Annotated in this window: 10 protein-coding genes; 2 read left to right on the forward strand and 8 right to left on the reverse strand. The window is 72.9% G+C overall.

The annotated features are described in order from the left end of the window. The first annotated feature begins 28 nt into the window (after window positions 1–28). Window positions 29–1,357 carry an AarF/ABC1/UbiB kinase family protein gene (locus tag ACIBAD_RS05985; protein WP_134071420.1) on the forward strand — a complete coding sequence of 443 codons (1,329 nt, stop codon included), beginning with the start codon at window positions 29–31 and terminating at the stop codon, window positions 1,355–1,357. Window positions 1,358–1,389: 32 nt separating this feature from the next. Here the strand turns inward: ACIBAD_RS05985 and ACIBAD_RS05990 are convergent, their stop codons facing one another. The 5 genes from ACIBAD_RS05990 to ACIBAD_RS06010 form a co-directional block, all read right to left on the reverse strand. Continuing rightward, window positions 1,390–1,596 carry a hypothetical protein gene (locus ACIBAD_RS05990; RefSeq protein ID WP_053694142.1) on the reverse strand — a complete coding sequence of 69 codons (207 nt, stop codon included), beginning with the start codon at window positions 1,594–1,596 and terminating at the stop codon, window positions 1,390–1,392. A 121-nt stretch (window positions 1,597–1,717) separates the two neighbouring features. Next, a complete protein-coding gene (locus ACIBAD_RS05995; protein ID WP_030153507.1) occupies window positions 1,718–2,047 on the reverse strand; it encodes a hypothetical protein in 330 nt (109 codons plus the stop codon). Next, on the reverse strand, window positions 2,044–2,415 hold the full coding sequence (locus tag ACIBAD_RS06000) for a WhiB family transcriptional regulator (protein WP_030153506.1): 372 nt from the start codon (window positions 2,413–2,415) through the stop codon (window positions 2,044–2,046). The genes ACIBAD_RS05995 and ACIBAD_RS06000 overlap by 4 nt, the downstream gene beginning before the upstream one ends. A 199-nt stretch (window positions 2,416–2,614) precedes the next feature. Further along, window positions 2,615–2,950, reverse strand: a complete 336-nt coding sequence (locus ACIBAD_RS06005) for a hypothetical protein (RefSeq protein ID WP_398904844.1) — start codon at window positions 2,948–2,950, stop codon at window positions 2,615–2,617. Window positions 2,951–3,118: 168 nt separating this feature from the next. Next, window positions 3,119–5,344 carry an ATP-dependent DNA helicase UvrD2 gene (locus ACIBAD_RS06010; protein WP_166682045.1) on the reverse strand — a complete coding sequence of 742 codons (2,226 nt, stop codon included), beginning with the start codon at window positions 5,342–5,344 and terminating at the stop codon, window positions 3,119–3,121. Window positions 5,345–5,485: 141 nt separating this feature from the next. Here ACIBAD_RS06010 and ACIBAD_RS06015 point away from each other — a divergent pair, with 141 nt between their 5' ends. Then, on the forward strand, window positions 5,486–5,746 hold the full coding sequence (locus ACIBAD_RS06015; RefSeq protein WP_030153502.1) for a mycoredoxin: 261 nt from the start codon (window positions 5,486–5,488) through the stop codon (window positions 5,744–5,746). A gap of 108 nt (window positions 5,747–5,854) precedes the next feature. Here the strand turns inward: ACIBAD_RS06015 and nudC are convergent, their stop codons facing one another. From nudC to ACIBAD_RS06030, 3 genes are all read right to left on the reverse strand, one after another. Beyond that, on the reverse strand, window positions 5,855–6,796 hold the full coding sequence (nudC, locus tag ACIBAD_RS06020) for an NAD(+) diphosphatase (RefSeq protein WP_398904847.1): 942 nt from the start codon (window positions 6,794–6,796) through the stop codon (window positions 5,855–5,857). Between the two features lie 99 nt (window positions 6,797–6,895). Continuing rightward, the gene (locus tag ACIBAD_RS06025) at window positions 6,896–8,302 is read right to left on the reverse strand and encodes a dipeptidase (protein ID WP_398904849.1); all 1,407 of its coding nucleotides are present in this window, start codon (window positions 8,300–8,302) and stop codon (window positions 6,896–6,898) included. Between the two features lie 10 nt (window positions 8,303–8,312). Continuing rightward, a complete protein-coding gene (locus tag ACIBAD_RS06030; protein ID WP_398904851.1) occupies window positions 8,313–11,936 on the reverse strand; it encodes a UvrD-helicase domain-containing protein in 3,624 nt (1,207 codons plus the stop codon). Window positions 11,937–11,990: the final 54 nt, after the last annotated feature.

Below are 11,990 nucleotides of genomic sequence, written 5' to 3' on the forward strand. Positions count from 1 at the left end.
CACAGCTGTCTGGGAATTGGAGGGGCGCATGTCTGATCTTCCCCGGAAGGCGGTCACCCGTACCGTCAAGCTGGCCTCGCTGCCGCTCGGCTTCGCGGGCCGGGTCACCTGGGGGCTGGGGAAGCGGATCGGGGGCAAGTCGGCGGAGATCGTGGCGCGCGAGCTCCAGCAGCGCACCGCCGAGCAGCTGTTCCGTACGCTCGGGGAGCTGAAGGGCGGTGCCATGAAGTTCGGGCAGGCGCTCTCGGTCTTCGAGTCGGCCCTCCCCGAGGAGGTCGCCGGACCGTACCGGGCGGCGCTGACCAAGCTCCAGGAGGCGGCCCCGCCGCTGCCCGCCCAGACCGTTCACCAGGTGCTGGCGGACCGGCTCGGCGCCGACTGGCGTGATCTGTTCGAGGAGTTCGAGGACAAGCCGGCCGCGGCCGCCTCGATCGGGCAGGTGCACCGGGCGGTGTGGCACGACGGCCGGCAGGTCGCGGTCAAGGTCCAGTACCCGGGCGCCGGCGAGGCGCTGCTGTCGGATCTCCGGCAACTGGGCCGGTTCGCGGGGCTGCTGGGGCCGCTGATCCCCGGCATGGACGTCAAGCCGCTGATCAAGGAGTTGCGCGACCGGGTCTCCGAGGAGCTGGACTACGAGCTGGAGGCGGAGGCCCAGCGGATCCACGCGGACGCGTTCGAGGGCGACGAGGACGTGGTCGTACCGGACGTGGTGCACCAGGGCGACCAGGTGCTGGTGACCGAGTGGATGGAGGGGACTCCGCTGTCGGAGGTGATAGCCGACGGCACCCAGGAGGAGCGCGACCGCGCCGGGCAGCTCCTGGCCCGGTTCCTCTTCTCGGGTCCCGCGCGCACCGGGCTGCTGCACGCCGATCCGCACCCGGGCAACTTCCGCCTGCTGGCGGGGGCCGACGGCCGGATACGGCTGGGCGTGCTGGACTTCGGCACCGTCGACCGGCTGCCCGGCGGCTGGCCCAAGCCCATCGGCACCTCGCTGCGGATGACGCTGGAGGGCGATGCCGAGGGGATCTACGGGCACCTGCGCGCCGAGGGGTTCGTGAGGGAGTCCATCGAACTGGACCCGGAGGCGGTGCTGGACTATCTGCTGCCCATCATCGAGCCCGCCCAGGCAGAGGAGTTCACCTTCACCCGGCCGTGGCTGCGCGGCCAGGCGGCCCGGATCGCAGATCCCCGGTCCCCCGCACATCAGTTGGGCCGGCAGATCAATCTGCCGCCCTCGTACCTGCTGATCCACCGGGTGACGCTGAGCACCATCGGGGTGCTCTGCCAGCTGGGCGCGACGGTACGTCTGCGGGACGAACTGGAGTCCTGGCTCCCGGGGTTCCTGCCCGAGGACTGAGCCCGCAGGCCTGCGGGCCTACGGGCCGGGGGTCACCACCAGGAGGAGTCGAGGCGGCCCTCGATCGCCCTGAGGTTGGCTCGAGCGCAGTCGACGCAGAAGTACTGTCTGGTCCCGTTCTCCACCGAGCAGGTCCAGGTGGGCGGGGCGCCGTCGGGTGCCTTCTTGCCGCAGCGCGCGCAGACGACGGGCTGGGCCTCGGGTCCCGACGGGGCGGGGCGGGGATTCGGCTGGTCCACCTCCAGACGATATCCCCGCGAGGGGTGCAGAGCCGTCCGCAACGCACCGGGGGGACCGGTCCGTTCGGACCGGTCCCCCGTACGCTGCTGCGCCGCTGGTCAGCGGCGGTTCAGTCGCTGATCAGTGCATGACGGCCATGGCGAGAGCCCGCCGGGCGCGCAGCGAGACGCGCTCGGCTCGCCGCTGCATGCGGCGGGCGGCGACCAGGCGCAGGGCGCGACGCTCGGCGTCGACCTCGCGCATGCGGTCGTCCATATGGGCACGGGCCAGGGCTTCTGGGATGAGTTGCATTTCTCGGGTCCTGTTCTGACGCGAGGTGATCGCGCCGGCGGTGATGAAGTCTGCGTGGGCGGAGCCGTGCGGCTGCTCGCTCGTCGTGTGGGCGGTCATGAGGGCCTGCTTCAAGGGGTCGTGCGTCACGGGGCGGTCGATGGTTCCGATGGCGGTCATGCCGCGACAACCGGGTTCTTGCGCGGACGGCCACGGGGCCGCTTCCGGGCTACGACGACGCCCTGGACGAACAGCTCGCCACCCCAGACACCCCAGGGCTCGCGGCGCTCAAGCGCACCGGCGAGGCAGGCCTCGACCAGCGGGCAGGTGGCGCACAGGGACTTGGCGTACTCGACGTCCGCCGGGGACTCGGCGAAGAAGACCTCGGGGTCGTAGGTACGGCAGGCGACGGGTACGCCGAGGTTCTCGATGGCGTCGTCGAGCGCGGTCAGCGCGGTGAGGGGAGTCAAGGTGGAGTCCTCCGGGACTGCGGGCGGGGAGATCGTCTGGGTCTGCGGTACGGACGGGGCGTGCGCTTCGAGTTGCACGGTGTTTTCTTCCTCGTCTTGGTTGGCTAGTCGTTCCGGCCGGGTTCGGCCGGGGGCGGCTGGGCTACGTCTCACACCGACTGGTCTTGCCAGTCCCGAGGCTCCTTCGTGCCGTCGTCCCCCGGTCGGGGACAAACAGAAGGGCCGCGGATCCCGGGTGGGGTTCCGCGGCCCTGAAGGCGCCGGCCTGATCTTGGAATCAGGCTGGATCACTCCAGGGTTCGAGCCCACGGAAGGCCCACATCAGGTGGTGCTGCTGCTTCGTCTGCATCGTCTTGGATCCGGCACCGGCTGCGGCCGCAAACCCATAGGCGCCATGCGCCTGGGCTTCCAGTACTGCCACCGGTGCCTGGGTCGGTCGCTCATTCCGCTCGCTCGCCAGGAGCGCGCAGGGCGCGGCCAGCAGGGCGCGGCTGTCAGCGGAAATCGCGGACAGACCGGTACCCAGGAGCGGGAGGAGCGAGGAGGAGCCGAGCGTGCAGGAAGCGGCGACCGAGCGATCGGTCATTTTGGTGGTGGTGATGAAGCTGGTCACTGGTCTCGCCTCCTCTCGGCGTCTCGGGGACGGGGGCCCGGGGGCCTGTCCCATACGTATTCGGATAAGTACAGCACGGATCCGGAGCTTCGGAGAAGCCACCGTTTCCGTTGCTAAGAACCTATGGGGATTCGCTGGGCATGTGCAAACTATTTTTCCGACGAGTTTCTACGCGTCGTCAGCATCCGCACCCCCAGGCTCCTGACCTGCACAGATGGCCAGGACGTCGGCTCCGTACCGGTCGAGCTTGCGGCCGCCGACTCCAGAGATCATCGAGAGCTCGCCCTCCTCGGACGGCTGGGCCTCGGCGATCGCGACGAGCGTCTTGTCCGTGAACACGCAGTACGCGGGCAGTCCCTGCTCCTTCGCCTGGCCCGCGCGCCACTCCCGCAGCCGCTCGTAGAGGCCTTCGTCCATGTCGGACGGGCAGTCCTCACAGCGCATCAGTTTCAGCTCGCCGGCCTCGGTGAGGGTCTTGCCGCAGACCCGGCACAGTGCCGGACCGCGGCGGCCGCGCGCCCGGACCGCCCTCTCGGCCGGCGCCCCCGCCCGGCTTCCGGGGGCCGCAGAGCCCGGCCGCAGCCCGTTCAGGAAGCGGCTGGGACGTCGGGAGGCCCGGCCTCCCGGAGCCCGGGAGAGCGCCCAGGAGAGCGTCAGGTGCAGCCGGGCCCGTGTGACGCCGACGTAGAGCAGCCGGCGCTCCTCCTCCACCTGCTCGTCGGTCTTGGCGTACGTGATCGGCAGCATGCCGTCGGTGAGGCCGGCCAGGAACACGGCGTCCCACTCCAGGCCCTTGGCGGCGTGCAGCGAGGCGAGGGTGACGCCCTGGACGGTCGGGGCGTGCTGGGCGGCCTTGCGCTCGTCCAGCTCGACGGTCAGGTCCGCCAGGGTGGCCCCGGGCCGGCTGCGGGCGAAGTCCTCGGCGAGCCGGACCAGGGCGGCCACCGACTCCCACTGGTCGCGGACTGCGCCGGAGCCGGCGGGCGGCTCGGCGGTCCAGCCGGTGGAGCTGAGCACGGCCCGGACCTGGGAGCCGAGCTCGACGACGTCGTCGAGCAGCGGGTCGTTGCCCCCGGAGCGGGCTGCGCCCCGCAGGGCGAGGATCGCCTTCTGCACCTCGCCGCGCTCGAAGAAGCGCTCGGCGCCGCGCAGCTGGTAGGGGACCCCGGCGTCGGCGAGGGCCTGCTCGTAGACCTCGGACTGGGCGTTGATGCGGTAGAGCACGGCGATCTCGCCGGCCGGGACGCCCGCCGCGATCAGGTCCCGGATGCGCAGGGCGACGCCCTCGGCCTCGGCGGGCTCGTCCGGGTACTCGGCGTAGACCGGGTCGGGGCCGGGCTCCCGCTGGGAGACCAGCTCCAGGCGGTGCTCGGCGGCGCGGCCCTTGGCCTGGGCGAGGAGCCCGTTGGCGAGGTGGACCACCTGGGGGGTGGAGCGGTAGTCGCGGACCAGCTTGACCACGGTGGCCTGCGGGTAGCGGGTGCGGAAGTTCAGCAGGTGGTCCGGGGTGGCACCGGTGAAGGAGTAGATCGTCTGGCTGGCGTCGCCGACGACGCAGAGGCTGTCGCGCTCGCCGAGCCACAGGTCCAGCAGCCGCTGCTGGAGCGGGCTGACGTCCTGGTACTCGTCCACCACGAAGTGCTGGTACTGGGTGCGGATCTGCTCGGCGATGTCGTGGCGGTCCTGGAGGATGCCGACCGTGAGCAGCAGCACGTCCTCGAAGTCGATCATGCCGCGGTCGCGCTTGAGCTGCTCGTACGTCCCGTAGATGTGGGCGATCTCCGCCATGTCCCGGGGGGCTTCGCGGCCCGACTTCAGGGCGGCCGCCGGATAGTCGGAGGGCACGGTCTGGGTGACCTTCGCCCACTCGATCTCACCGGTGACGTCGCGCAGCTCGCCCCGGTCGAGCCGGATGCGGCAGCGGGCGCCCGCCTCGGCGACGAGCTGGACCTTGCGCTCGACGAGCCGGGGCACCTCGCCGCCGATCGCCTTGGGCCAGAAGTACTGGAGCTGGCGCAGGGCGGCGGAGTGGAACGTCCGCGCCTGCACCCCGCCCGCGCCGAGGGAGCGCAGACGGCCGCGCATCTCTCCGGCGGCGCGGTTGGTGAACGTGACGGCCAGCACACTGGCCGGCATCAGCTGGCCGGAGCGGACCCCGTAGGCGATCCGGTGGGTGATCGCCCGGGTCTTGCCCGTGCCCGCGCCCGCCAGCACGCACACCGGCCCGCGCAGGGTCGTCGCGACCTCGCGCTGCTCCGGGTCCAGGCCCAGGAGCACCGCGTCGGCCGAGTCCGCGCCGGCGGGGAAGGATGAGAGGTGCGTTGCTGATGTCACCCCAACATGCTGCCAGGTCCGCAGGTGCGGGTGGGAAAGTCGTCCACAGGGTGCGCGCATTCGTCGCATGGTCTTACTTGACGCACGTGACGTACTTGACGCACTTGGACGCCACGGCCGTACCGCGGGTGCGGGAATGGCCCCGCGGTCCCGTACGTTCGAGTACTCGGACCACCCAGACCCCACAGAGGAGAGCGCAGCATGCAGGACACGGGTTCCGTCACGATGTACAGCACGACCTGGTGCGGCTACTGCCGCCGGCTGAAGACCCAGCTGGACCGGGAAGGCATCGCGTACAACGAGATCAACATCGAGCTGGACCCGGAGTCCGCGGCGTTCGTCGAGAAGGCGAACGGCGGCAACCAGACGGTCCCGACCGTGCTCGTGAAGTCCGCCGCCGGCGCCGAGTCGGTCATGACGAACCCGAGCCTGGCCCAGGTCAAGCAGGCCCTCGCCGTCTGACCCGCAGCCCCGTGCACCGCGCGCACAGAAAGGCCCCCGCCCGCGGCGGGGGCCTTCTGCTGTCCGCGGCCGTCCGCCGCGCCGTGCGCGCCGCGGGTGTGACGAGCGTTACCCGACCGAGCGCGGCAGCGGCTCCCCGTACCAGCGCTCGACGAGGCGGGCCGCGATCGAGATCCCCGACGGGGGCAGCATCTCGCCCGACTCGAACGCGGCGCGCAGCTCCTCGCGGGAGAACCAGCGGGCCTCCTCGATCTCCTCGCCGTCGACCGTGATCTCGGTGGTCGTGGCGCGCGCCGTGAAGCCGAGCATCAGGCTGTACGGGAACGGCCAGGGCTGGCTCGCGACGTACTCGACCTCGCCGACCCTGATCCCCGCCTCCTCCCACACCTCGCGCACGACCGACTGCTCGATCGACTCGCCCGGCTCCACGAAACCGGCCAGCGTCGAGAACCTCCCCTCCGGCCAGTGCACCTGGCGGCCCAGCAGCGCGCGGTCGTGCTCGTCGGTGACCAGCATGATCACCGCCGGGTCGGTGCGCGGGTAGTGCTCGGCGCCGCAGCCCGGGCACCGGCGGATGTGTCCGGCCGCCGCGACCACCGTGCGTTCGCCGCAGCGGGAGCAGAAGCGGTGCCTCCGCTGCCAGTTCTCCAGGGCCACGGCGTGCACCATCAGCCCGGCGTCGCGCGGGGAGAGCAGCAGCCCGGCCTCGCGCAGGCCGGCCGGGCGGGCCGACTGGTCCATCCGGCCGGGCAGGGAGTCCTTCTGGAGCGCGAAGTACCGTACGCCGTCGTCGTCGGTGCCCAGGAAATAGCGGTGCGTCTCGGTGACCGGCGCCTCGAAGGCCGGGGTCATCACGATCCCGGTGCCGCCGTCGGGGGTGTCGTCGATCAGGACCTGGCCGCCGGAGACCACGAAGACGCGGGTCGTCGGGTGGCTCCAGGCGGCCGCGAGCCAGGCCTCGTCGAGGCGGTGGTGCGCGGCGCGGTCGATTCCGCCGGGCGCGGCGAGCGAGATCGGGTGCTCGGTATGGGTGCTCACAGGTACTTCCAACTCCCCCGGTGGTGGGACACAGGCAGGCTCAGTGACTCGTGACTCGTGACTCGTGACGCGGTAACTCGGTGACGCGGTGACTCGGTACGGCTGGGTGCGTCAGGCGGGCTTCCCGTGGGAGGCGGCCAGGTCGCCCCACAGGTAGGCGGCCGTCTCGACCCCCTTGAGAAGCAGGTCCAGCTCGACCTTCTCGTTCGGCGAGTGCCAGCCGTCGGACGGCACCGAGATGCCGAGGAACAGGACGGGCGCGTCCAGTACGTCCTGGAGGTCCGCCGCCGGTCCGGAGCCCCCTTCGCGGGTGAAGCGGACCTTCTCGCCGAACGCCCGGCCCATGGCCCGTACGACGGACTGCAGCGCCGGGTGGTCCAGCGGGGTCAGGCAGGGCCGGGTGGGGGCGCCGAAGACGATGGCGTGCCGGATCCCGTCCGGGACCCGCGCCGCGACCCAGTCCCGCACGGCCGCCTCGACCTCGTACGGGTCCTGCCCGGACACCAGGCGGAACGAGAGCTTCAGGTGGGCGGAGGCGGGCACGATGGTCTTGCCGCCGGGGCCCTGGTAGCCGCCGCCGATGCCGTTGACCTCGGCGGTCGGGCGGGCCCAGACCCGCTCCAGGGTGGAGTAGCCCTTCTCGCCCGCGGCGGCGTGCGACTTGGCCGTGCGCAGCCACTCCGCCTCGTCGAACGGCAGCTCGGCGATCAGCGCCCGCTCCTCGTCCGTGAGCTCGGCGATGTTGTCGTAGAAGCCGGGGATCGTGACCCGCTCGTCGGCGTCGTGCAGGGCGGCGACCAGGCGGGCGGCGACGGTGGCCGGGTTGGGCACGGCCCCGCCGAAGGCGCCGGAGTGGATGTCCTGGTCGGGCCCGTACAGGTCGATCTCGCAGTCGGCGACGCCGCGCATGCCGGTGCAGACGGTGGGGGTGTTCTCGGACCACATGCCGGTGTCGGAGACGATCACGATGTCGGCGGCGAGGCGCTGCGCCTCGCGCTCGACCAGGGCGCGGAAGTTCGGCGAGCCCGACTCCTCCTCGCCCTCGATGAGCAGCTTGAGGTGCACGGCCGGGGCCTCGGCGCCGGTGGCGGCCAGGTGGGCCCGTACGCCGAGGGTGTGGAAGAAGACCTGGCCCTTGTCGTCGGCGGCGCCGCGCGCGTACATGCGGCCGCCCTGGATCACGGGCTCGAACGGGTCTGTGTGCCAGCCGTCGGCGACCGCGGCGGGCTGCACGTCGTGGTGCCCGTAGACGAGGACGGTCGGGGCGGCCGGGTCCGCGCTCGGCCACTCGGCGAAGACGGCGGGCGCGCCGGGGGTGGGCCAGACCTCCGTGACTGGGAAGCCGGTCTCCTTGAGCTTCGCGGCGAGCCACTCGGCGCTGCGACGTACGTCGTCCGCGTGCTCGGGCTGGGCCGAGACGGAGGGGATGCGCAGCCACTCGGCCAGGTCGTCGAGGAACGCGGCGCGGTGGGTGTCGATGTACGTGCGGACGACGCTGTCCGCCGGGGTTTCGCTCATGCCTACGAGCCTAACTGTCGGGGTACGCGTCACTGTCCGTGTCCGTTTTGCCTTGGAGGATCCGCTCAAGACGGTCCCGGCCGGGGAGGTCGCGGGGGCGGATCACGCGGCCGCTGCGGACGTGGAGGAAGGCGGCGGTGACGCGGTCGAGGGGGGTGCCGGTGGCTTCCGCCCAGCCCAGGCGGTAGACGGCGAGCTGGAGGGGGTCGGCTTCGGTGGTGCGGCCGGTCTTCCAGTCGACGATCTCGTAGCCGCCGTCCTCGGTCCGGTACACGGCGTCGATCCGGCCGCGGACGACCCGGCCGGCGAGGGTGAGCTGGACCGGGACCTCCATGCGGTACGGGGTGCGCTCGGCGTACTCGCTCCGCTCGAAGGCGGCCTTGAGGGAGTCGAGGTCGGCCTCGTCGACGATGTCCTGGTCGGAGCCGGGCAGCTCGGTGGCCGGGTCGAGGACGTCGAGGAGCGGCAGCGGGAGCTCGTCGAAGCGGGACTCGACCCAGGCGTGGAAGCGCGTGCCCTGGCGCGCCGCGGGCTGCGGGGGCTTCGGCATGGGGCGGGCGAGGTCGCGGGCGAAGCCCTGTTCGTCCGCGGCGAGGCGCAGGAGCTGGCTGGCGGACAGGGCCGCCGGGAGCTCGACGTCGCGCACGGCGGCCCGGGCGCGCCGCAGCTCGCCTTCGAGGGCGTCGAGGTCCCGGTCCCAAGAGGCGACGGCCCGAGCCTCTTCGGGGCTGAGCCGTGCGGTGCCCGCCGGGCCGGACGCGGGCCTGCGGGCGCCCGCACCCTGCGGGCCCGGCCGAGGTCCCCCGCCGGGCCGGGCACGGGGGACGGCCGCGCCGTCACCCGGGGCGGACGCGTCGAAAGCCGCGTCCGCCGCCCAGAGGTCCTCGTCGTCCGGCGCGGGCGGGCGTTCGTCCGCCGCCCAGAGGTCCCCGTCCTCCGGCGCGGGCGGGCGTTCGTCCGCCGCCCAGAGGTCCTCGTCCTCCGGCGCGGGCGCAAGGTCGTCTTCGGTCCGGAGGTCCTGCGGGGCCGCCTCGGCGCGGGCGTGCGGGACGGGCGCCCCGGTGTCCGGCCACCCGTCGGGTTCGTCCGCGGAGGAGGGGTCCTCGCAGTCGGGGGGCCACAGGTACGAGTTCGCCGACAGGTGGGACTCGACCAGGGCCGCCGCCGCGCGGCGGAGGGTCAGGGACGCCGGGTCCAGGGGCAGGGGCCAGGACTGGTCCGGGGTGGACTCCGTGGCGAGGGACGGGTTCTCCGCGTCCGGGGCCGGTTCCTCCGCCCAGGCTTCGATCTCGCCGTGCCCCGCCGCGCAGGCCGCGTGGAGGGAGGACAGGAACGGGGACGGGCCCCGGCGCTTCTTCTGCGTCGGGCCCCACCAGTGCCCCGAGCCCAGGAGGAGCTTGCGGGGGCGGGTGAACGTCACGTAACCCAGGCGGAGTTCCTCCACCGCCTTGTGCTCCTTCAAGGAGGACTTGAAGGACTTCAGGCCCGCCGCGGTCCACGCCGGGTCGGCCGGAAGGGTGTCCGCGTCACCGCGCAGTCCGTACGGAAGGACCTTGGCGTACGAGGTCCACGGCTCCGGGGCCTTCTCCTTCGGGAACGAGCCCGCGCACAGGTCAGGAACCACCACCACGTCCCACTCCAGCCCCTTGGACTTGTGGGCGGTGAGCACCTTCACCGTGTTCTCCCCGCCGGGGAGGGCGTGGTCCAGGCCCTTCTCGTACTGGACCGCCGTGCGCAGGAAGCCCAGGAAGGCCAGCAGGCTCGCCTCGCCGTCGAGGGAGGCGAAGCCGGCCGCCACGTCCAGGAAGCCGGAGAGCGACTCGCGCCGCCGGGCCGCCAGCGCGTGCGGCGACGCCGACAGCTCCACGTCCAGGCCGGTCGCGCCCAGCACCCGGTGCAGTACGTCCATCAGCGGGTCCGCGAGCGAGCGCCGCAGGTCGCGCAGCTCCTGCGCGAGGTGGGCGAAGCGGACCCTGGCCGCGGGAGAGAACGGCAGGTCGTCCGGGGCGGCCCCGGAGCCGTCCAGGAACGTCTCCAGCGCGTCCGCCAGGGAGACGACCTCCACCGGGTCCACTCCCTCCACCGCCGCCGCGAGGCGCTCCTGCGGGTCCACCTCGCCCGGCGCGCGGCCGATCAGCTGCCGCGCCCGGCGCCCCAGCAGCGCCAGGTCGCGCGCGCCGATCCGCCAGCGCGGGCCGATGAGCAGCCGGACGAGGGAGGCGTTCGCGCCCGGGTCCTGGAGCACCTCGCACACGGCGACGAGGTCCGCGACCTCCGGCAGGTGCAGCAGTCCGGACAGCCCGACGACCTCCACCGGCACGTCCCGGGCCACCAGTACGGCCTGGATCTGCGCGAAGTCCCGCGCCGACCGGCACAGCACCGCGATCTCGCGCGGCTCCGTCCCCGTACGGACCAGGTGCGCGACCGAGTCCGCGAGCCACTCCAGCTCCTCGGCGTGCGTCTCCAGCAGCGCGCAGCGGACCGAGCCGGCCCGCTCCTCCCCCGGCGCCGCGCGCAGCGCCTCCACCCCCTCGTGCATCGAGCGCAGCGGCGCGGCCAGCTCGTTGGCCAGGTCGAGGAGGCGGCCGCCGCTGCGCCGGTTCTCGCTCAGCGAGAACCGGGTCGCGGGGCGGCCGTCGGCATGCCGGAAGTGCTCCGGGAAGTCGTCCAGGTTGGCCACGGACGCGCCGCGCCAGCCGTAGATCGCCTGGCAGGGGTCGCCGACGGCGGTCACCGCGTGCCCGCTGCCCCCGCCGAACAGGCCGGACAGCAGCAGCCGCTGGGCCACTGAGGTGTCCTGGTACTCGTCGAGCAGGACCACCCGGAACTCCTCGCGCAGCAGCGCCCCCACCTCGGGCCGGGTGGTGGCGAGCTCAGCGGACAGGGCTATCTGGTCGCTGAAGTCGAGCAGATCGCGGGAGCGTTTGGCGGTGCGGTAGCGCTCCGTCAGCTCCAGCAGTTCGAGGCGGCCGCGCACGGCCTCCGGGACCTTGCGCAGGTCGTCGTTGGTGAGCTTGGCGCCCGCGAGGGCATCGAGGAGCTCCGTGTCGTACGCGCGCAGCTCGGCCGGGGTGACCAGGTGCTCGGAGAGTTCGCCGTCGAGCGCGAGCAGGTCGCTGACCAGGTCGGGGACGGACTTGGTCAGCGCCGGGTACGGGCCGGGGGCCTCGCGCAGCACGCGCGCGGCGAGCTGGAAGCGGGTGGCGTCGGCGAGGAGGCGGGCGCTGGGCTCCAGGCCGATGCGCAGGCCGTGGTCCACCAGGAGCTGGCCGGCGAAGGCGTGGTACGTGGAGATGCGCGGCTCGCCCGCGGCCGTGGCGGCCTCGGCCGGAGAAGGGTCCGGGTCGGTGATGCCGGCCCGCGCGAGGGCCTTGCGCACGCGCTCGGCGAGCTCGGCGGCGGCCTTGTTGGTGAAGGTCAGGCCGAGGACCTGTTCGGGGGCGACCGCTCCGGTGCCGACCAGCCAGACGACGCGGGCGGCCATGACGGTGGTCTTGCCCGAGCCGGCGCCGGCCACGATGACCTGTGGGGCGGCGGGGGCGGTGATGCAGCCCAGCTGTTCGGGCGTGAAAGGGATGCCGAGGAGCTCCTTGAGCTGCTCGGGGTCGGTGAGGACGGACGGACGCGCGGACACGTAAAGAGGCTAGCCGGACCCACCGACACTCCCGTCCGCCGTCTCACCGGCCGG

Origin of the sequence: Streptomyces sp. NPDC051109, from assembly GCF_044455885.1 — a bacterium.
Classification (GTDB): domain Bacteria; phylum Actinomycetota; class Actinomycetes; order Streptomycetales; family Streptomycetaceae; genus Streptomyces.

Coding starts and splice junctions, on each gene's coding strand:
- ACIBAD_RS05985 (WP_134071420.1), top strand. CDS start 29: ATGTCTGATCTTCCCCGGAAGGCGGTCACCCGTACCGTCAAGCTGGCC.
- ACIBAD_RS05995 (WP_030153507.1), bottom strand. CDS start 2,047: ATGACCGCCATCGGAACCATCGACCGCCCCGTGACGCACGACCCCTTG.
- ACIBAD_RS06010 (WP_166682045.1), bottom strand. CDS start 5,344: ATGCGCGCACCCTGTGGACGACTTTCCCACCCGCACCTGCGGACCTGG.
- ACIBAD_RS06015 (WP_030153502.1), top strand. CDS start 5,486: ATGCAGGACACGGGTTCCGTCACGATGTACAGCACGACCTGGTGCGGC.
- ACIBAD_RS06025 (WP_398904849.1), bottom strand. CDS start 8,302: ATGAGCGAAACCCCGGCGGACAGCGTCGTCCGCACGTACATCGACACC.